Source organism: Halomonas sp. 25-S5 (genome assembly GCF_029889845.1).
GTDB lineage: Bacteria > Pseudomonadota > Gammaproteobacteria > Pseudomonadales > Halomonadaceae > Halomonas.
In genome coordinates, this window is the sequence record NZ_JARANV010000022.1 from 24,532 (window position 1) to 43,888 (window position 19,357).

Genomic DNA, 19,357 nt, shown 5'->3' on the forward strand with positions numbered 1-19,357 from the left:
ACCAGGGAAGGTCCGAATGTCTCGTCGTCTGCCGCCGTTCTCCGTTCTGCTCGCCATCGGGCTGGCCTGCCTGCTGCTGGTCTGGCTGGCACTCGGTGACATCGAAGGGTTCCGCGATACTCCGCCCGAGGGCGACGAGGCCGAGGGGCCGGCGCTGACCCGGGTCGAGGTGGTCGAGCGCCAGGCGCAGGCCCACGCGCCCCGGCTGGTGCTGCAGGGCCAGCTCGAGGCCCACCGCGAGGTGACGCTGCGCGCCCGCCAGGCGGGCCGGGTAGAGGCGTTGCCCGTCGCCTTGGGCGAGCGGGTCAGCCGGGGCGAGACACTGCTGGCCCTGGCCCGCGAGGAACTCCCCGCCCGGCTCGAGCAGGCCGAAGCCGAACTGGCCCTGGCGCGGGGCGAGCTGGCCGGTGCTGAGGAGTTGCGCCGTCGCGAGCTGATCTCCAACCCCGACTACCTGCGCCTGCAGGCCGGCGTCAGCCAGGCCCTGGCCGAGGTCGCCATCCTGCGCCGCCAGCTCGATGACACCCGCCCCGAGGCGCCCTTCGACGGGGTGCTCGACCGCCTCGATGTGGAGGTCGGCGACCTGGTCCAGGTCGGCGAGGCCTGGGGCCGGCTGGTCGACGACTCGCGGCTCACCGCCATCGCCGCGGCGCCCCAGCGGGATGCCCTGTCGCTTTCCCCCGGGCTGCCCGCCGAAATCCGGCTGCTCGACGGCAGCCGTCTCGCCGGCGAGCTGAGCTACGTCGCCAGCCGCGCCGACGACAGCACCCGCAGCTTCCCCGTCGAAGCGACGCTGGCCAATCCCGAGGGGCGCCGCCTGGCCGGTGCCAGCGCCACCCTGATCATCCGCCTGCCCGAGCGCCGGGTGCATCGGCTCTCCCCTGCCCTGCTCGAGCTCGACGGCGAGGGCCGGTTGGCGGTCAAGCACCTGGATGACGACGACCGGGTGCGTCTCACCCCGGTCGAACTGGTCGACGCCGATGCCGAGTCCGCCCGGGTGGCCGGGCTGCCCGAACGGATCCGGCTGATCACCCTGGGCGGTGGCTTCGTCGACGACGGCGAACGGGTGGAGGCCGTCCCCGTCGAGTCGGCCACCACGCAGGCCGGCACGGACACTCCCCGGGAAGCCCGCTGACATGCGTACCCTGATCGAGGCGGCGCTGGATCGCTCGCGCACCACCCTGCTGCTGCTGGTCGCGCTGCTGCTGGCGGGGCTCGCCGCTTGGCAGGCGATCCCCAAGGAGGCCAACCCCGACGTCACCATCCCCATCATCTATGTCTCGCTGTCGCTGGAGGGCGTCAGCCCCGAGGATGGCGAGCGGCTGCTGGTGCGCCCCATGGAGCAGGAACTGCGCAGCATCGAGGGGCTGCGCAAGATGACCGCCCAGTCGAGCGAGGGCCATGCCGCGGTCACCCTGGAGTTCGATGCCGGCTTCGACCCCGACCAGGCGTTGACCGACGTGCGCGAGAAGGTCGACATCGCCCGCGCCGAGCTGCCCGCCGAGGCCGACGAGCCACGGGTCACGGAGGTCAACGTGGCACTCTTCCCGGTGCTCTCGATCGGCCTGGCCGGGCCGCTGGAGGAGCGCCGGCGGCTGGCCGTGGCGCGCCGCCTGCAGCAGGAGATCGAGGGTATCCCGGAAGTGCTCGAGGTGGACATCGGCGGCGACCGCGAGGACCTGCTGGAGATCGTCGTCGACCCCCTGGTGCTCGACAGCTACGGGGTCGACTTCGCCACCCTGTTCAACCTGGTCAGCCGCAACAACCGCCTGGTGGCGGCGGGCAGCCTGGACACCGGGGCCGGACGCCAGGCGCTCAAGGTACCGGGGGTGATCGAGCGCCTCGAGGACGTCATGGCGATGCCGGTGAAGATCGACGGCGACCGGGTGGTGACCTTCGGCGACGTGGCCTGGATCCACCCCACCTTCAAGGACCCCGGGGGCTTCGCCCGCATCGACGACCAGCCGGCCCTGGTGCTGGAGATCTCCAAGCGCGCCGGTGCCAACATCATCGCCACCGTGGCCCAGGTGCAGGGGCTGCTCGACGAGGCGGCCGGCCTGATCCCCGACGAGCTGGAGATCACCACCATCCTCGACCAGTCCGAGACCGTGCGCGACATCCTCTCGGAGCTGCTCAACAACGTGGTCACCGCGGTGGTGCTGGTGCTGGTGCTGATCCTGGCCGCCATGGGCCTGCGCTCGGCGCTGATGGTGGGGCTGACCATCCCCGGGGCCTTCCTCACCGGCATCCTGCTGATCTGGGCGCTGGGCTACACCCTCAACATCGTGGTGATGTTCGCGCTGATCCTGGTCGCCGGCATGCTGGTGGACGGCGCCATCGTGGTCAGCGAGCTGGCCGACCGCCACCTGCGCCAGGGACAGCCGCCCCGGGCGGCCTGGATCCAGGCCGCCACGCGCATGAGCTGGCCGGTGATCGCCTCCACCGCCACCACCCTGGCGGTCTTCATGCCGCTGCTGTTCTGGCCCGGCGTGGTTGGCCAGTTCATGAAGTACCTGCCGATCACGGTGATCCTCTGCCTGCTCGCCTCGCTGGCCATGGCGCTGGTCTTCCTGCCCACCCTGGGCGGCGTGTTCGGCGTGCGCAGCGCCGCCGCCACCCGCGACACCCAGCTGGTCACCGCCGGCGGGCGGCTCTACCGGGGCGTGCTGGCCCGCCTGCTGGCCTGGCCGGGCCTCACGCTGCTGGTCGCCCTGCTGCTGATGGCGCTGATCTACACCGCCTACGCCCGCTTCAACCACGGCGTCGAATTCTTCCCCAGCGTCGAGCCCGATACCGCCCAGGTGCTGGTGCGCGCGCGGGGCGACTTCTCCGCCACGGAGACCGATGCCGTGGTGCGCCGGGTCGAGGCGCGACTCGCCGGCATGAGCGAGGTCCAGGCGCTCTATGCGCGCTCCTTCGCCGTGCCCGACCAGCAACTCGGCGGCGATGTGGTGGGGGTGCTGCAGTTCCAGCTGATCGACTGGCAGCGGCGGCGCCCGGCCAGCGCGATCCTGGCCGAGATGGCCGAGCGCACCCGCGACCTGCCGGGCATCCAGCTGGAATTCCGCGAACAGGAGTCGGGGCCGGCCGGCGGCAAGCCCATCGTGCTGGAGGTCAGCGCCGAGGACCCGAGCCTGGCCGACCGGGCCGTCACCGCGCTGCGCCGGACCATGGGCGAACTGGGCGGCTTTCGCGACATCGAGGACAACCGCAGCCTTCCGGGCGTGGAGTGGCGGGTGAAGGTGGACCGCGAGGCCGCCGCCCGCTTCGGTACCGACGTGGCCAGCGTAGGCAGTGCCGTACAGCTGCTCACCACCGGGCTGCAGGTGGCGAGCTATCGCCCCGCCGGCGTCAACGACGAGGTGGATATCCGGGTGCGCCTGCCGCGGGGAGCCCGCTCGCTGGACCAGCTGGGCCGCCTGACGCTGAACACCCGCCGCGGGCAGGTGCCGATCTCGCACTTCGTCTCGCTGGAGCCCGCCCCCAAGGTGGGCATCCTGCACCGCATCGACGGGCGCCGGGCCATCACCCTGGAGGCCGATGTGACCGCCGACCATCGACCCGACGAGCGCCTGGCGGCCCTGATGGCGGCCATGGCGTCGCCGCCCGAGGGGGTCAGGATCAACGTGGCCGGCGAGCAGGAGGACCAGCAGGAGGCGATGCGCTTCCTGGCCACGGCCTTCCTGGTGGCGATCGGCCTGATGACGCTGATCCTGGTCACCCAGTTCAACAGCCTCTACCAGGCGGCGCTGGTGCTCTCCGCCATCGTCTTCTCCACCGCCGGCGTGCTGCTCGGCCTGCTGGCCAATGCCCAGCCCTTCGGTATCGTCATGGTGGGCATGGGCATCATCGCCCTGGCGGGCATCGTGGTGAACAACAATATCGTGCTGATCGACACCTACAACCAGCTGCGCGGCGAGGGCCTGTCGCCCCGGGAGGCCGCCCTGGAGGCCGGTGGCCTGCGCCTGCGCCCGGTGCTGCTCACCGCCGTGACCACGGTGCTGGGCCTCATGCCCATGGTACTGGGCGTCAACGTCGACCTGATCACCCCAAGTCTGGGCATCGGCGCGCCCTCGACCCAGTGGTGGACCCAGCTCTCCAGCGCCATCGCCGGCGGCCTGACCTTCGCCACCGGCCTGACCCTGCTGCTCACGCCCTGCATGCTGGTGCTGGAACCCCGGCTGCGCCGGAAGCAATAAGCGGGAAGCGGGAAGCGGGAAGCGGGAAGCGGGAAGCGGGAAGCGGGAAGCGGGAAGCGGGAAGCGGGAAGCGGGAAGCGGGAAGCGGGAAAACAGCGTAAGTCAAGCACCTGAGTGGTAAAGCTTTTTCTTCCAGCTTCCAGGAGCGAAGCGACGCTCTTCAAGCTTCAAGCTCCCGGCGAAGCCGGGTCACAGCTCGGCCCGGGCGGCATCCGGCGCATGGGCCGCATGCAGGCGGGCGATCAGCTGGTCCTCGAGGCTGAAGCGCTCGCTGAGCCCTCGGCTCAGGCGGTCGAGCCAGGCGGGGAGACGACGCATATGGTGCTGGGCGCGGGCGGGACTGTCGTAGTCGCGATCGAAGGAGAGCACCAGCTCGGTGGACATTTCCAGGCGCTCGAGCAGGCGATCGGCGAGTTCCAGGGCTTGGTGGTCGCGGAAGGCCTTGGCCTCCTCCCGCAGCTGCGGATAGACCTCGAAGTGACCGGCGCTGATGTAGTCCATCAGCAGCTCGCCGAAGGTATTGACGCGCTGCGCGCTCACCGCCTCGAGCTCGGTATCACAGGCCTGCTTCAGCGCGGCGAAATGGACCAGCAGCTCACGGCGCTCGTGGAGCCAGCGATCGATCAGCTCGTGCACGCCGCCCCAGCGCTCCAGGGCATTCTTGCAGTCTTCCAGCATGGGTGCCTCCCTTGCACGATGCGGCCAGCCACTCGGGGCACTCGATAGGGCTATCGCAGATAGCGGTATCGCTCGGGGCTGATCCGTCGACAAGTCTGCAAGGGGGCGCTGTGAACCCCTCCCTGGGCGCTACCGACGCCATCCCTGGCGCAGGACCCCCTCTACGACCTGTCCCCGGCGCCCCTCGTCAGATCCAACTGCGATAGCTTTGGGGCACTCGACCCGCGAGTTGACAGACTCGCGCCTGCCGGGCCCGCTGTCAATCCCGTTGCCGCCTCGGCCGGCTCCTTCTTGCTGGGGCTAGCCCTGCCAGCGATAACCGCGGTGCGGGCGATTGGCCGCCAGCAGCAGGCCCAGCGGGGCCAGCGCGAGCACCAGGAAGCCGGCCAGAGTCCAGCCGGGCAGCGAGATGCCGAGCAGCAGGAAATCGATCTCGGCGCATTCTCCCGAGCCGGAGAGCACCTGCGCCAGCACCTGCTGCAGGGGCAGGATCTCCAGCATGTAGTCGAGCCCCGGGCCGCAGCTCGGCACCTCGTCGGCCGGCAGCGACTGCAGCCACAGGTGGCGCCCCGCCACGGCGATGCCGCCGCCCACGGCGGCCAGCGACAGCAGGCCGTAGATCACCGCTCCCGCACGCCCCACGGGGTCGTGGATCGCGGCGACGAGAAACACCGCGGCGGCGGCCAGCACGGCCACCCGCTGGAAGATGCACAGCGGACAGGGTTCCAGCCCGACGAGGTGCTCGAGGCCCAAGGCCACGGCCATCATCAGCACGCAGAAGGCGAGGCCCGCGAGGCTCCATTCGCGGACCGAGAGGCGCCGAAGGTCGTCGATCATGACGTCTCTCCCGTCTGCAGCGGTGTGACGGCCCGCACCTCACGAGCACGCTCGAAGTAACGGGCCAGGAAGGCGTCGAAGCCCTCGGTCTCCGCCGCCTCGAGGTCATGCTGCTGGGCCAGGGAGGTCGCCACCAGCTCGTCGAACAGCGCCTCTCGGGACGGGTCCATGGGGGTGTCACGAAAGCCCTGCGCCTGTTCCCGGGCGAGGGCCAGCATGGCCTCGACGAAGGACTCACCGTTCGACTCGAGGCGCGCCAGCAGGCGAGCGGAGGGCGTCAGGGCGGGGTCCTCGAGGCGCAGCGACAGGGCCGCCAGCGCCTCGCCATGGGGCTCGCCCTCTTCCAGGCGGTCGAGCAGCTCCGCCACCGACGCCATCTCGGCGAGGATCTCGCCGCCCCAGTCGGCGATGGAGCGCTGCCGGCCATCCTGCAGCAGGCGAAGCTCGGGGTCCCGGCCACGCTCGACCACCAGGCGGCGATTGTCGTCCAGCCGGTCGCACTCCTCGTCGGGAATCCAGGGGCTCTCGCTGAGCAGGCACCACATCAGGAAGGTGTCGATGAAGCGAATCTGGTGCTCGTCTACCCCCAGCGGCAGGAAGGGGTTGAGGTCCAGGCAGCGCACCTCGATGTACTCCACGCCGCGAGCCTCCAGCGCCTGGCTGGGGGTCTCGTCGTGGCGCGCCACCCGCTTGGGGCGGATGTCGCTGTAGTACTCGTTCTCGATCTGCAGGATGTTGGCGTTGAGCTGGCGCCACTCGTCGCCCTCCTTCACGCCCAGCTTCTGGTAATCCTGCCAGGGCGTGGCGATGGCATGGCGCAGGGTATTGACGTAGTTGGAGAGCGAGTTGAAGCAGATCTTCAGCTGCTCCTGGACCTTGTTCTGGTAGCCCAGGTCCGACATTCGCAGGCTGGTGGCGTGGCGCGACACCAGGGTCTCCTCGCCATGCCGCTGGAGCTTCTCGGGCAGCTCGCCGCTCGGCAGGAAGCTGCGGTCCAGCGCCGATGAGGCGCCGAACAGGTAGAGCAGCAGCCAGCTGTGGCGGCGGAAGTTACGGATCAGCCCGAAGTAGCGTGCCGAGCGGTAGTCGCGGAGCGGGGTGTCCACATCGCCCTCGAGCTCACGCAGCAGCTCCCAGAGGTCATCGGGCAACGAGACGTTGTAGTGAACACCGGCGATGGACTGCATGATGCGCCCGTAGCGCAGGTCCAGCCCCTTGCGATAGACACGCTTCATGGTGCCCACGTTGGAGCGGCCGTAGTCGGCGATGGGCACGCTGTCGTTGCCGTCGAGCCGCGCGGGCATGCTGGCCGGCCAGATCAGCTCGTCGCCCAGGTGGCGATAGCTGAAGCGGTGCAGATCGGCGAGGAAGTCCATGGCATCACCCGGCCGGCAGGTAACCGGGGTGATGTACTCCAGCAGCGCCTCGGAGTAGTCGGTGGTGATATGCGGGTGGGTCAGCTTGGAGCCCAGCGCGGCGGGATGCAGGGTAGCAGCGATGCGTCCTTCGCTATCGACCCGCAACCCCTCCTTTTCGATGCCGCGGCGCAGGCGCCCGACCCGCCCCTCGTCGGCCAGGGACTTGAGTCGATCGACGCGGCTGGTGAGCGATTCAGACAAGATGGTCACCCCATGTGTGGAAAGGCGGGCGCCATGGCGCCCGGCAAAACGTCAGATTATGGTGCCGCCAGGCGGCGCTTCAAGCTCAGCGTCCCTTCTTGGCCTGGAGCAGGGCCGCCCCCAGGGCGCCCATCTGGCTGGCCGGCTCGGGCGCCTTGCTGTCGCGGCCGGCCTTGCCGGCTCCACGACCACTGGCATTGCCGCGGCGCGGCGGGTCGCCGCTCTTTTCGCCGTTCTTTTCGCCGCTCTTTTTGCCACCCTGGTCGCTACGCTGGTCATCCGGCTGGTCATCGAGGCGCATGGTGAGGCCGATGCGCGAGCGCGCGAGGTCCACGCTCATCACCTTGACCCGCACGATACCGCCGGCCTTGACCACCGTGCGCGGATCCTCGATGAACGTCTCGGAGAGCGCCGAGATGTGCACCAGGCCATCCTGGTGGACGCCGATATCGACGAAGGCCCCGAAGTGAGTGACGTTGGTCACGCTGCCCTCGAGGATCATGCCGGGCTCGAGGTCCTTGAGGGTCTCGACCCCCTCGCGGAACTCGGCCGCCTTGAACTCGGGGCGCGGATCACGGCCCGGCTTGTCGAGTTCGGCGAGGATATCGGTGACCGTGGGCACGCCGAAGCGCTCGTCGGCAAACTCGGCGGGCTTCAGCGACCTGAGGGTGACGCTGTCGCCGATCAGCCCGGCCAACGGACGCCCGCTGCGCTGGGCGATGCGCTCCACCAGTGGGTAGGCCTCGGGGTGTACGGCACTGGCGTCCAGCGGGTTGTCCCCGCTCATGATGCGCAGGAAGCCGGCGCACTGTTCGAAGGTCTTGGGCCCGAGGCGGCTGACGTCGAGCAGCGCCCGGCGGCTGGTGAAGGGCCCTTGCGCGTTGCGACGGGCGACGATGTTGTCGGCCAGGGCCGCATTGAGGCCGGCGACCCGCGAGAGCAGCGCGCTCGAGGCCGTGTTGAGGTCCACCCCCACGGCGTTCACGCAGTCCTCGATCACCGCCTCCAGGCTCCGGGAGAGCTGCAGCTGTGAGACGTCATGCTGGTACTGGCCCACGCCGATGGACTTGGGCTCGATCTTGACCAGCTCGGCCAGCGGGTCCTGCAGCCGCCGGGCGATGGAGACCGCACCGCGGATGGTAACGTCCAGCTCCGGCAGCTCCCGGGAGGCGTAGGCCGAAGCGGAGTAGACCGAGGCACCCGCCTCGCTGACCATCACCTTGGAGAGCGCGCGCTTGCCAGCCATCCGTTTCACCAGCTCGCCGGCCAGCCTGTCGGTCTCGCGGCTGGCGGTGCCGTTGCCCACGGCGATCAGCGCCACGTCGTGCTTCTCCACCAGCCTGGCCAGCTCGGCGAGCGACGCGTCCCAGGCGTTGCGGGGCGCATGGGGGTAGATGGTCGCGTGCTCCAAGAACTGCCCCGTGGCATCCACCACCGCCACCTTGCAGCCGGTGCGCAGGCCAGGATCGATGGCCAGGGTCGCCTTCTGGCCCGCCGGGGCGGCGAGCAGCAGGTCCTTGAGGTTGGCGGCGAACACCTCGATGGCCTCGAGCTCCGCGCGCTCGCGCAGCCGCCCCATCAACTCGGTTTCCAGGTGGGTATAGAGCTTGACCCGCCAGGTCCAGCGCACCACCTCGGCCAGCCAGCGGTCGGCGGGTCGGCCCTGGTCGCCGCTCCCGTTGAAAATATCAAAGTGCCGGGCGATGGCCACTTGGGCCGGGTGGAGCGGGGCCTCCTCCTCGCCGGGCAGGCGCAGGGCCAGCGCCAGCACGCCCTCATTGCGACCGCGGAACATCGCCAGCGCGCGGTGCGAGGGCACCTTGGAAAGCCGCTCGTCGTGCTCGAAGTAGTCGGAGAACTTGGCGCCCTCCTGCTGCTTGCCGGCGATCATCCGGGAGGAGAGCTCACCCTCGCGCCACAGCCGCTCGCGCAGCTGGCCGACCAGCTCGGGGTCCTCGGCGAAACGCTCCATGAGGATCTGCTTGGCCCCGTCCAGCGCCGCTTTGGTGTCCTCGATGGCGGGGATGTCGCCCTCGGCGGCACGAAGGTACTTGGCTGCCTCATCCTCGGGGACCAGGGCCGGGTCGGCCAGCAGGGCTCTAGACAGCGGCTCGAGCCCCGCCTCCCGGGCGATCTGCGCCTTGGTGCGCCGCTTCTTCTTGTAGGGCAGGTAGAGATCTTCCAGGCGCTGCTTGGTATCGGCGGCCTGCACCTGCTTTTCGAGTTCAGGGGTGAGCTTGCCCTGCTCGTCGATGGCGGAAAGCACCGCCTCGCGGCGCTCCTCCAGCTCGCGCAGATAGGCGAGACGCTCGTGGAGCTGGCGCAGCTGGATGTCATCGAGCCCGCCGGTGACTTCCTTGCGGTAGCGAGCGATGAAGGGCACGGTGGCCCCGCCGTCGAGCAGTTCCACCGTCGCCTTGACCTGCGGCGGGCGAACGGCGAGTTCCTCGGCGAGGCGGCGGATGATCTTGTCGTGTGCGTCCATGAAATCCTTGGCAATCAAACGTCCAGACGATCGCGACAAGGTACCACAAGCCCGGCTTCGCCGGGAGCCGTAAGCTGGAAGCTGGAAGCTGGAAGCTGGAAGCTGGAAGCTGGAAGCTGGAAGCTGGAAGCTGGAAGCTGGAAGCTGGAAGCTGGAAGCTGGAAGCTGGAAGCTGGAAGCTGGAAGGCAGCATGATCCCGCTAACGCTGGGGTCAAGGTTTTTTCTTCAAGCTTCCAGCTTAAGCCCGCGAAGCGGGCGTTCTTCAAGCTCCCGGCGAAGCCGGGCTGAAGGTCAGCGCCACCCCGTTGTTACACCAGCGCAGGCCGGTGGGATCGGGGCCGTCGTCGAAGATGTGGCCCTGGTGGCCGCCGCAGCGCGCACAGTGATATTCGGTGCGCGGAATGAGCAGCACGAAGTCGCGCTCGGTCAGCAGGTGCCCCTCGACGTGCTCGAAGAAGCTCGGCCAGCCGGTTCCCGAGTCGTACTTCATGGCACTGGTGAAGAGCAGCAGGTCACAGCCGGCACAGCGGTACTCGCCCTCGCGGGTCTCCTTGTCCAGCGGACTGGAGAAAGCCGGCTCGGTGCCCGCCTTGCGTAGAACATCGAACTGCTTGTCGCTCAGGCGCTCCCGCCACTCGGCCTCGGAGAGCTCCAGCACCTCGAGCCCCTCGGCACGCGTCAGCTCGGGCTTGGGCCGGGCCGCGGCCAGCCCCGGCAGCAGGCCGGCGAGGCTGCCGGCTCCCAGCACGCCAAGAAAATGCCGTCGTTTCATGGTCGTTCTCCGTTGATGGGCCGACGAAGGCGCCAGCCTTTCCCGTGAGGTCTTTCCCGTGAGGTGATGCCAAGACGCAACCGGGGGAAGGAGCTGCGTCCTTCCCCCGATCAGACCGTCGCTGCCAGCGACGGTTCGCCTTGGCTCTCTCCTCCGCTGCTTGCCTCAGGTCAGGCTGGGGCCCGCCTCGACGATCGCCTCGTCGACGCCCTCGAACTTCTTGAAGTTGTCGACGAACTTGGCGGTCAGCTCGTTGCGCTTGTGGTCGTAGGCGGCCTTGTCCTCCCAGGTCTCGCGCGGGTCGAGCAGGCGGGAGTCGACGCCCGGCACGGCGGAGGGCACGGCCAGGTTCAGGCCCTCGACCCGGTGCGTCTCGACATCGCGCAGCATGCCGGCCTGGATGGCGCTGATGATGGCGCGGGTGGTGGGGATCGAGAAGCGCGCGCCGCCCTCCCCGTAGGCACCACCGGTCCAGCCGGTGTTGACCAGGTAGACCTGGGCATCCTTCTCGGCCACGCGCTTGACCAGCAGGTCGGCATATTCGCGCGCCGGACGCGGGAAGAAGGGGGCGCCGAAGCAGGTGGAGAAGGTCGCCTCGAGGCCGGCGGAGGAGCCCACCTCGGTGGAGCCCACCTTGGCGGTGTAGCCGGAGAGGAAGTGGTAGGCGGCGGCTTCCTTGGAGAGTACGGAGACCGGGGGCAGCACGCCGGACATGTCGCAGGTGAGGAAGACGATGGCATTGGGCTCGCCGGCGCGGTTCTCGGGCACGCGCTTGTCGACGTGCTCCAGCGGGTAGGCGGCACGGGAGTTCTGGGTCAGGCTGTCGTCGGCGTAGTCCGGCTCGCGGCGGTCGTCAAGGACCACGTTCTCCAGCACGGTGCCGAACTTGATGGCCTGCCAGATGATCGGCTCGTTCTTCTCGGAAAGATCGATGCACTTGGCATAGCAGCCGCCCTCGATGTTGAAGACGGTGCCCGGCCCCCAGCCGTGCTCGTCGTCACCGATCAGATAGCGCGCCGGATCGGCGGAAAGCGTGGTCTTGCCGGTACCCGAGAGGCCGAAGAACAGCGTGGTCTCGCCGTCCTCGCCGACGTTGGCGGAGCAGTGCATGGGCAGCACGTCGGCGGCCGGCAACAGGAAGTTCTGCACCGAGAACATCGCCTTCTTCATCTCGCCGGCGTAGCGCATGCCGGCGATCAGCACCTTCTTCTGGGCGAAGTTGAGGATCACGCAGCCGTCGGAATGGGTGCCGTCGCGGGCCGGGTCGCACGCGAAGAAGGGGGCGTTGAGGATGGTCCACTCGTCCTTGACGGACGGGTTGTAGGCCTCCGGACGCACGAACATGGTGCGGCCGAAGAGGCCGTGCCAGGCGGTCTCGGTGGTGACGCGCACCGGCAGGGAGTGGACCGGGTCACTGCCCACGTGGAGCTCGGACACATAGTGCTCGCCGCCGGCCAGGTACGCATCGACGCGGTCCCAGAGGGCATCGAACTTCTCGGCATCGAACGGGCGGTTGACGCTGCCCCAGTCGATCTGGCCGCTGGTGCTCGCCTCGTCGACGATGAAGCGGTCCTTGGGCGAACGGCCGGTGCGCACGCCGGTGTTCACCACCAGGGCGCCATTGGCGGCCAGGCGCCCTTCCCCGTTGGCCACTGCCCGCTCGATCAGCTCGGCACTGCAGAGGTTGACGTGGGAAATGGCGGCTTGCTGGGGGGCGGCTTGAGTCGTGGTCATGTCGTGTCCTGGGCCTTGCGGCCGCTTCTCTCTCGTGTGCCGGGCGTCGGTGACGCAACGTGGGTCATGCCTTGATCGCCCTGTGCGGGTCATTGCCGTCTTGTGGCAGGGCGATCGGACCGGAAAACGGCGCTATTATGGCAAAAACCCGACCGACGGGAAACGCCGTTATTGGGCGAAGATAATGTAGTTTTTCTACTACATCGGCGCCGTTCACTACCGCTCACTCGAAAACACATGCTGCTATGCAGCACTTGGACCGCGACGACCTCAGTGCAGGGTCGGCGGCATTCCCTCGGGGTCGTCGAGCATCGCCTCGACGTCGGCCACCGTGAAATGGTAACGGGTATGGCAGAAGTGGCACTGGGTATCGATGCCGCCCTGCTCGGCCAGCACCTCGCGCAGCTCCTGAGTGCCCAGTGTCATCAGCGCGGAGGCGATGCGCTCACGCGAGCAGGTGCAGCCGAAGCGAAGCGCCTTGGGGTCGAAGACCCGCACCGTCTCCTCGTGATAGAGCCGACGCAGCACCTCGAGCGGCTCGAGGCCGAGCAGCTCCTCGTCCCTCACGGTGTCGGCCAGGTGCAGGGTGCGCTCCCAGGCGTCGGCGTCCTGGGGGCGGGACGCGTCGGGCAGGCGCTGCAGCAGCAGGCCGCCGGCACGCCGCCCGTCGGCGGCCAGCCACAGCCGCGTCGGCAGCTGCTCGGACTGGGCAAAGTAGGCGGCGAGGCAGCCCGCCAGGCTGTCGTGCTCCAGGGCCACGACGCCCTGATAGCGGTGGCCGTCGGTGGGGTCCAGGGTGATCATGATCTGCCCCTCCCCCACCAGCTCATGGAAGTCGGCGTTCTCGCCGGGAATCGCCGCGTCCTCGGCCAGGCGGGCAATGGCGCGCAGCTCGCCGCCGGGGTTGGATTCGGCCATCAGCAGGGCGAGCGCCCCCTGGCCGCGCACCTCGATGCTCAGGGTGCCATCGAGCTTGACGGTGTCGGTGAGCAGGGCCACCGCGGCGAGCAGCTCGCCGAGCAGGTGGTTCACCGCGGGGGGATAGTCGTGGCGCTCGAGTACCTCGCCGTAGGCACGCTCGAGGGTGACGATCTCGCCACGCACGTTGGTATTGTCGAAGAGGAAACGCTGAATCTGGTCGGTCATGAGGCTCTCTGTCTAGTCATCCTGCTGGCGCTGGAAGCGTTGGATCTCCCGACGCTGCTTCTTGTCGGGGCGCTTGAGCGGGTGCTGCATGACCTGGTTGGTGAGGCGCCGTGCCTCGGCCTCGCGCTCGCGGCGCGCGACGCTCTGCTCGGTCTCGCGGTAGAGCGCGCGGGCCTCGGAGGCGCCGCGGCGCTGGTCGGAGAGCGCCAGCACCTCCACCTCCAGGATGTCCCAGCCCTGAGGCACCCGGATCAAGGCGCCGACCTCGACGGTCTTGCTGGTCTTGGCCCGCCCACCCCCGTAATGGACCTTGCCGCCCTCGATGGCCTTCTTGGCCAGGGCGCGGGTCTTGAAGAAGCGCGCCGCCCACAGCCACTTGTCGAGTCGCACGCTATCCACGGCCGCCCGCCTCCTTCGCCTCACCCGCCGCAGGCGCCTCACCCGCCGCAGGCGCTTCGCCCGTCGTGGGCGGCAGGTTGTCGGGCAGGATGCTGGCGAAGCGATCCAGGGCGATGAACTCCTCGAGCTCCCGCTCCGGCCGGCGGCTGTCGGGCTGCTTGATGCCCAGCAGGTGGCGGATGCCGAACTCCCGGGCGCTCTCGAGCACCGAGGCGTTGTCGTCGATGAACAGGGTACGCTGAGGGTCGAAGGGTTCGACCTCCTGCAGCGCGAACCAGAAGGCCTGCTCCTCCTTGGGGACACCGAGATCCGCCGAGGAGACGATGGCATCCAGGTACTCCTCCAGCCCGGTGAGCGGCAGCTTGAGTTCCAGGCTAGCGCGGTCGGCATTGGTGGCCAACACCACCCGGGGATGGGCCGCCTTGAGCCAGCGGAGGAAGTCCAGGGCGTCGCTGCGCAGGCCGATGAGATGCTGGATCTCGCGCTTTAGGGCCACCACGTCGACCCCCAGCTCGCGACTCCAGTAGGCCAGGCTGTACCAGTTGAGGGTGCCCTGCTCGCGGATGATCCGGGCACGCAGCTCCTCTTGGGTCGCCTCGTCGAGGCGATGCAGTTCCCCATAGCGTCGCGGCAGGTGCTCGAGCCAGAAGTGGCTGTCGAAGTGCAGGTCCAGCAGGGTGCCGTCCATGTCCAGCAGGACGGTGTCGATGGCGCGCCAGTCGATCATCGCTACTCCCGGGGTGAATCAGGGTCCGTTGGGACATAGTATTGGGCCGTTGCGAAATAGTATTGTATCGAATCGCCAACAGGGAATCTCCACCATGTCCGACCCGCACGACGCCTCCCGACCCTGGCCCGTCAAGCCGCACATCCTCGACCGGCGCAGCGTGGCGCGAAGTCGTCTCTTCCACGTCGAGGAGCTGGACCTGCGTTTCTCCAACGGCGCCGAGCGCACCTTCGAGCGGCTCACCGGCACCGGCCAGGGCATCGGCGCGGTGATGATCGTGGCCATGCCCGACCCGGAACACGTGCTGCTCATTCGCGAGTATGCCGCCGGCTTCGAGGACTACGTGCTGACCCTGCCCAAGGGGCTCGTCGATCCGGGCGAGGACATCGTCACCGCGGCCAATCGCGAACTGATGGAAGAATGCGGCTTCGGCGCCCACCGCATCGAGCCCCTGGTGGAGCTGTCGCTGGCCCCCAACTATATGCGCCACCGCATGCAGGTACTGCTGGCCACCGACCTCTATCCGAAGCGCCTGCCCGGCGACGAGCCGGAGCCGCTGATCGTGGAGACCCACGCCATCGACGAGCTCTCGGCCCTGCTGGCCCGGGAGGACTTCCACGAGGCCCGCGCCATCGCCGCGCTGTTCATCGCCCGGGACAAGCTGCGCAGCGAGGCACCCGTCGATGCCGGGCTCTGGTGAGCCCGGCGACACCCGCTACCGGGAGTGCAGCCGGCGCAGCGTGCTTTTGCCATCCTTGAACCTCACCCAGCGGCCCTGCCGATAGCTGTCGAGCCCGGTCTCCAGCAGGATCATCACGTCCAGGGCCGACTCGCTAGTCACCGGCGGCGGCGTGCCCTCGAGCAGCGTCTGGGCGATGCCGGCGTAGAAGGCGGGATAGTCCCCCGGCACGACCGACGCCTCGCGGCTCGTCAGGGCCACCGCGTCGCCCTCCCCCGCGTCGAGGGTCAGGATGCCGGGCTCGGCATCCACGCCCCAGCTCGATGCGGGCGTCTGCCCCGCCTTGAGCCAGGCCTCCTGGGGGTCGAGCCCGTACGTCACGAAGCTACCGCGGGTGCCGTGGACCCGGAAGCGCGGGGTCGGTGCGGCCACCAGGGAGCCGGCCTGCAGGCTCACCCGCAGGTGGTCGTACTCCAGCAGGCAAAGGAAGTCGTCATCCACCTCGGCGCCCTCGCGAGAGGTGGCGAGTTCCAGCAGGATCGCCTTGGGCATGCCGAACAGCTGCCGTGCCTGGTCGAGCAGGTGCGGCCCGAGGTCGTACCAGATGCCACCACCCGGCTTGTGGTGGTCGCGCCAGCGGTCGGTGACCCGGGGGCGAAAGCGGTCGAAGCGCGACTCCAGCGACACCACCCGTCCCAGGGTCCCCGCGTCGAGCAGTGCCTTGAGCGTCAGGAAGTCGCTGTCCCAGCGGCGGTTGTGGAAGACGCTGAGCAGGCGCCCGGCGCCATCGGCCTGGGCCTTGAGCAGGCGGGCCTCGGAGGCGCTGACGCTGAAGGGCTTGTCGATCACCACGTGCTTGCCGGCCGCCAGCGCCGCCTTGGCCAGCGAGAAGTGGGTGTCGTTGGGGGTGGCGATCACCACCAGGTCGATGTCGCGTCGTGCGAACAGCGGCGCCGCCTTGGGCAGCACCTCGACCTCGGGGTGGTCGGCCTGGACGCGCTCGGCATTGCCGCTGACCACGGCGGTCAGCTCCAGGCCGGAGGCGGCCTGGATCAGCGGGGCGTGGAAGGTGCGCCCGGCCATGCCGTAGCCGACCAGGCCGACGTTGAGGGTCTGTGTCTTCATCGTGTGGGCTTCCCTGCAGGGGTCATGGGGCCCGGCCCTCGGCCGGGACTCGCGTCACTTGGCGTTCGGCCAGGTCTGGGGTTAGTCGAGCCGGGTCAGGTCGCGTACCGCGCCCTTGTCGGCGGAGGTCGCCAGCAGGGCATAGGCCTTGAGCGCCGTCGAGACCTTGCGCTCGCGCGGGATGCTCGGCTTCCAGGCCTGTGCGCCCTTCGCCTCCTCCGCCTCGCGACGACGCGCAAGCTCCTCGTCGGGGAGCTTCACGTCGATGCGGCGGCCGGGGATGTCGATGCGAATGATGTCGCCGCTCTCCACCAGGCCGATGGCCCCCCCGGCCGCCGCCTCCGGCGAGGCGTGGCCGATGGAGAGCCCCGAGGTCCCCCCCGAGAAGCGCCCGTCGGTGAGCAGTGCGCAGGCCTTGCCCAGCCCCTTGGACTTGAGATAGCTGGTCGGGTAGAGCATCTCCTGCATGCCCGGGCCACCGCGCGGGCCCTCGTAGCGGATGACGACCACCTCGCCCTCCGTCACCTGGCCAGCGAGGATATGTTCCACCGCCTGGTCCTGGGACTCCACCACATGGGCCGGGCCCTCGAAGACCAGGATGGCGTCGTCGACGCCGGCGGTCTTCACCACGCAGCCGTCCTCGGCGATGTTGCCCTTGAGCACCGCCAGACCGCCCTCGCGGGAGAAGCCGTGCTCGAGATCGCGGATGCAGCCGCCGGCGCGATCGCCGTCGAGGCTCGGCCAGCGGGCGGCCTGGGAGAAGGCCTCCTGGGAGGGAATGCCACCGGGGCCGGCCTTGTAGAACTCCACCACCTCGGGGCTCGGCGAGCGCATGATGTCCCACTCGTCCAGGGCCGCCTTGAGGGTGTCACCGTAGACGGTGGGCACCCGGGTATCCAGCACGCCGGCGCGGTCGAGCTCGCCGAGGATGGCCATGATGCCGCCGGCCCGGTGGCAGTCCTCGATATGGTACTGCTGGGTGTTGGGCGCCAGCTTGCACAGTTGCGGCACTTCCCGGGAGAGACGGTCGATGTCGGCCATGGTGAAGTCCACCTCACCCTCCTGGGCGGCGGCCAGTAGGTGCAGGATGGTGTTGGTGGAGCCGCCCATGGCGATATCCAGCGTCATGGCGTTGCAGAAGGCCGCCCGGGAGCCGATGGCCCGCGGCAGCAGGTGCGCCTCGTCACCTTCATAGACGCGCGTGGCCAGCTCGACGATGCGGCTTCCCGCCTCCTCGAACAGCCGGCGGCGGTCGGCGTGGGTGGCCAGCACCGTGCCGTTGCCCGGTAGCGCCAGGCCCAGGGCCTCCATCAGGCAGTTCATGGAGTTGGCGGTGAACATGCCCGAGCAGCTGCCGCAGGTCGGGCAGGCACTGCGCTCGATCTCCTCGATCTCCGCGTCGCTGTAGCGGTCATCGGCGGCGGAGATCATCGCATCGATCAGGTCGATGCCGTGGTCCAGGAGCTTGGTCTTGCCCGCCTCCATGGGGCCGCCGGAGACGAAGATCACCGGGATGTTCAGGCGCATGGCGGCGTTGAGCATTCCCGGAGTGATCTTGTCGCAGTTGGAGATGCACACCAGCGCATCGGCGCAGTGGGCGTTGACCATGTACTCGACGCTGTCGGCGATCAGGTCGCGGCTCGGCAGCGAGTAGAGCATGCCGTCGTGGCCCATGGCGATGCCGTCGTCCACGGCGATGGTGTTGAATTCCTTGGCCACCCCGCCGGCCTTCTCGATCTCGCGCGCCACCAGCTGGCCCATGTCCTTCAGATGCACGTGGCCGGGCACGAACTGGGTGAAGGAGTTGGCCACCGCGATGATCGGCTTGTGGAAGTCGTCGTCCTGCATGCCGGTGGCGCGCCACAGGGCGCGGGCACCGGCCATGTTGCGGCCGGCGGTGGTGGTACGGGAACGATACTCGGGCATGCTGTCCTCTTCTTTTAAGCGGCATCCAGATAGCCATCGATTCTGTCACGCGGCCGGCCGCCAGGCCAGCGCCCTGCCTGTACGTCTTGCACCCCGACACGACAGACTCGAAGATGGTCCCGATCCCTCAGGAAAAGTACCGCCATGCTGCCCGCTTCCAATACCGAAGACGCCCGGCACGATGCAAACCTGCAAGCCATTGTCTCTCTGGCTCGGCAACAGGAGAATCTGGCGGCCCTGTGGCTCTATGGCTCCAGGGCCCGGGGGGATCATCACCCCCACAGCGACTATGACCTGGCGGTGGCCTTCACCACCTGGACCGATGAGCCACTAGAGAGACGCCTGCGCCCCGAACTGCTGGCGCTGGAGTGGCAGCGCGAGCTGGCTCTCGAAGACGGCATGCTGAGCGTCGTCGATCTGGCCATTGCCCCCATTCCGTTAGGCTGGAGCATCCTCAGCCAGGGCCACCTATTGATCGATCGCGACCCTCAGATCCGCATGCGTCAGGAATCACGCATCCTGTCGCGGTGGGAGATTGATTACCTTCACCCGGAGGGCATCCATGCCTGACATGCCGCGCCAGAGCGCCTATCTGGAGGCCCAGCGCCAGCACCTGACCGAATGCGAACAGGATATCGCCGAGCTTGCCAACCTCCTGACCCAGCGCCCCTGGCGTCGACTCGAGCGACATGCCGCAGAACGCACCCTGCAGATCCTCATCGAGTCCTGCATCGGGCTGGCAAAGCACTGGACTCGGCTGGAGACCGGGCAGGTCTGTCGAGATGCTGCAACGGGTTTCGAGCGACTGAGCGACGCAGGAAAGATCGATGCCAAGACCCCGTGGCGCCGCATCATTGGACTGCGCAACGTGCTGGTCCACGACTATCTCGAAGTGAACCCGGAGATCGTGGAAAGCGTCATCAGCAACGAGCACTATCAGGCCATGCTGGATTTCGGTCGCTCGGCACTGAATGTCCTGGAACAGTCCAGGTAACGAGATTCGTGCCGAGCATACCGCCTCGAGTAGGCC

16 protein-coding genes are annotated in these 19,357 nt (G+C 68.6%); 5 read left to right on the plus strand and 11 right to left on the minus strand.

Annotation, left to right across the window (positions count from 1 at the left end; translation table 11 throughout):
* Positions 1–16 precede the first annotated feature (16 nt).
* Together OP498_RS14505 and OP498_RS14510 are read left to right on the plus strand one after the other, a co-directional pair.
* Positions 17–1,135: an efflux RND transporter periplasmic adaptor subunit gene (locus tag OP498_RS14505; protein ID WP_280554070.1), complete on the plus strand. Its 1,119-nt coding sequence runs from the start codon at positions 17–19 to the stop codon at positions 1,133–1,135.
* A 1-nt stretch (position 1,136) separates the two neighbouring features.
* On the plus strand, positions 1,137–4,199 hold the full coding sequence (locus OP498_RS14510; protein ID WP_280554072.1) for an efflux RND transporter permease subunit: 3,063 nt from the start codon (positions 1,137–1,139) through the stop codon (positions 4,197–4,199).
* A gap of 189 nt (positions 4,200–4,388) precedes the next feature.
* Here the strand turns inward: OP498_RS14510 and rsd are convergent, their stop codons facing one another.
* The 9 genes from rsd to yrfG all read right to left on the minus strand — a co-directional run bounded on the left by rsd (position 4,389) and on the right by yrfG (position 14,597).
* A complete protein-coding gene (gene rsd, locus OP498_RS14515; RefSeq protein WP_280549399.1) occupies positions 4,389–4,877 on the minus strand; it encodes a sigma D regulator in 489 nt (162 codons plus the stop codon).
* Positions 4,878–5,177: 300 nt separating this feature from the next.
* Complete coding sequence (locus OP498_RS14520) at positions 5,178–5,714, minus strand: disulfide bond formation protein B (protein ID WP_280554076.1); 537 nt, start codon at positions 5,712–5,714, stop codon at positions 5,178–5,180.
* Positions 5,711–7,333, minus strand: coding sequence for a glutamate--cysteine ligase (gene gshA / locus OP498_RS14525; protein ID WP_280554078.1), 1,623 nt, complete (start codon positions 7,331–7,333; stop codon positions 5,711–5,713). The genes OP498_RS14520 and gshA overlap by 4 nt, the downstream gene beginning before the upstream one ends.
* Before the next feature lie 85 nt (positions 7,334–7,418).
* Entirely contained in the window at positions 7,419–9,818 is a 2,400-nt protein-coding gene (locus OP498_RS14530) for a Tex family protein (RefSeq protein ID WP_280554080.1), read from the minus strand.
* Between the two features lie 263 nt (positions 9,819–10,081).
* The gene (gene msrB / locus OP498_RS14535; protein WP_280554082.1) at positions 10,082–10,591 is read right to left on the minus strand and encodes a peptide-methionine (R)-S-oxide reductase MsrB; all 510 of its coding nucleotides are present in this window, start codon (positions 10,589–10,591) and stop codon (positions 10,082–10,084) included.
* 165 nt (positions 10,592–10,756) lie between these two features.
* Positions 10,757–12,325, minus strand: coding sequence for a phosphoenolpyruvate carboxykinase (locus OP498_RS14540; protein ID WP_280554084.1), 1,569 nt, complete (start codon positions 12,323–12,325; stop codon positions 10,757–10,759).
* A gap of 270 nt (positions 12,326–12,595) precedes the next feature.
* Positions 12,596–13,471: an Hsp33 family molecular chaperone HslO gene (gene hslO / locus OP498_RS14545; RefSeq protein ID WP_280554086.1), complete on the minus strand. Its 876-nt coding sequence runs from the start codon at positions 13,469–13,471 to the stop codon at positions 12,596–12,598.
* Positions 13,472–13,483: 12 nt separating this feature from the next.
* Positions 13,484–13,870, minus strand: a complete 387-nt coding sequence (hslR, locus tag OP498_RS14550) for a ribosome-associated heat shock protein Hsp15 (protein ID WP_280549386.1) — start codon at positions 13,868–13,870, stop codon at positions 13,484–13,486.
* Positions 13,863–14,597: a GMP/IMP nucleotidase gene (yrfG, locus tag OP498_RS14555; RefSeq protein ID WP_280554087.1), complete on the minus strand. Its 735-nt coding sequence runs from the start codon at positions 14,595–14,597 to the stop codon at positions 13,863–13,865. Before yrfG ends, hslR begins: the two co-directional genes overlap by 8 nt.
* Positions 14,598–14,691: 94 nt before the next feature.
* Between yrfG and nudE the strand changes: the two genes are divergently transcribed.
* A complete protein-coding gene (gene nudE / locus OP498_RS14560) occupies positions 14,692–15,297 on the plus strand; it encodes an ADP compounds hydrolase NudE (protein ID WP_280554089.1) in 606 nt (201 codons plus the stop codon).
* Between the two features lie 15 nt (positions 15,298–15,312).
* On the opposite strand, the gene OP498_RS14565 is transcribed toward nudE, so the two are convergent.
* On the minus strand, positions 15,313–16,401 hold the full coding sequence (locus tag OP498_RS14565; protein WP_280554091.1) for an oxidoreductase: 1,089 nt from the start codon (positions 16,399–16,401) through the stop codon (positions 15,313–15,315).
* 81 nt (positions 16,402–16,482) lie between these two features.
* Positions 16,483–18,327, minus strand: coding sequence for a dihydroxy-acid dehydratase (gene ilvD, locus OP498_RS14570; protein ID WP_280554094.1), 1,845 nt, complete (start codon positions 18,325–18,327; stop codon positions 16,483–16,485).
* A gap of 144 nt (positions 18,328–18,471) precedes the next feature.
* On the opposite strand from ilvD, the gene OP498_RS14575 reads away from it, so the two are divergent.
* Positions 18,472–18,897 (plus strand): nucleotidyltransferase domain-containing protein, encoded by a 426-nt coding sequence (locus OP498_RS14575; protein WP_280554097.1) that lies wholly within the window; start codon positions 18,472–18,474, stop codon positions 18,895–18,897.
* Positions 18,890–19,321: a DUF86 domain-containing protein gene (locus tag OP498_RS14580; RefSeq protein ID WP_280549373.1), complete on the plus strand. Its 432-nt coding sequence runs from the start codon at positions 18,890–18,892 to the stop codon at positions 19,319–19,321. The genes OP498_RS14575 and OP498_RS14580 overlap by 8 nt, the downstream gene beginning before the upstream one ends.
* The last annotated feature ends 36 nt before the right edge of the window (positions 19,322–19,357 follow it).

Bases quoted from the DNA above. Each gene is read 5' to 3' on its own strand.
- OP498_RS14505 (WP_280554070.1), top strand. From the start codon at position 17: ATGTCTCGTCGTCTGCCGCCGTTCTCCGTTCTGCTCGCCATCGGGCTG.
- OP498_RS14510 (WP_280554072.1), top strand. From the start codon at position 1,137: ATGCGTACCCTGATCGAGGCGGCGCTGGATCGCTCGCGCACCACCCTG.
- rsd (WP_280549399.1), bottom strand. From the start codon at position 4,877: ATGCTGGAAGACTGCAAGAATGCCCTGGAGCGCTGGGGCGGCGTGCAC.
- OP498_RS14520 (WP_280554076.1), bottom strand. From the start codon at position 5,714: ATGATCGACGACCTTCGGCGCCTCTCGGTCCGCGAATGGAGCCTCGCG.
- OP498_RS14530 (WP_280554080.1), bottom strand. From the start codon at position 9,818: ATGGACGCACACGACAAGATCATCCGCCGCCTCGCCGAGGAACTCGCC.
- msrB (WP_280554082.1), bottom strand. From the start codon at position 10,591: ATGAAACGACGGCATTTTCTTGGCGTGCTGGGAGCCGGCAGCCTCGCC.
- OP498_RS14540 (WP_280554084.1), bottom strand. From the start codon at position 12,325: ATGACCACGACTCAAGCCGCCCCCCAGCAAGCCGCCATTTCCCACGTC.
- hslO (WP_280554086.1), bottom strand. From the start codon at position 13,471: ATGACCGACCAGATTCAGCGTTTCCTCTTCGACAATACCAACGTGCGT.
- yrfG (WP_280554087.1), bottom strand. From the start codon at position 14,597: ATGATCGACTGGCGCGCCATCGACACCGTCCTGCTGGACATGGACGGC.
- nudE (WP_280554089.1), top strand. From the start codon at position 14,692: ATGTCCGACCCGCACGACGCCTCCCGACCCTGGCCCGTCAAGCCGCAC.
- OP498_RS14565 (WP_280554091.1), bottom strand. From the start codon at position 16,401: ATGAAGACACAGACCCTCAACGTCGGCCTGGTCGGCTACGGCATGGCC.
- ilvD (WP_280554094.1), bottom strand. From the start codon at position 18,327: ATGCCCGAGTATCGTTCCCGTACCACCACCGCCGGCCGCAACATGGCC.
- OP498_RS14575 (WP_280554097.1), top strand. From the start codon at position 18,472: ATGCTGCCCGCTTCCAATACCGAAGACGCCCGGCACGATGCAAACCTG.
- OP498_RS14580 (WP_280549373.1), top strand. From the start codon at position 18,890: ATGCCTGACATGCCGCGCCAGAGCGCCTATCTGGAGGCCCAGCGCCAG.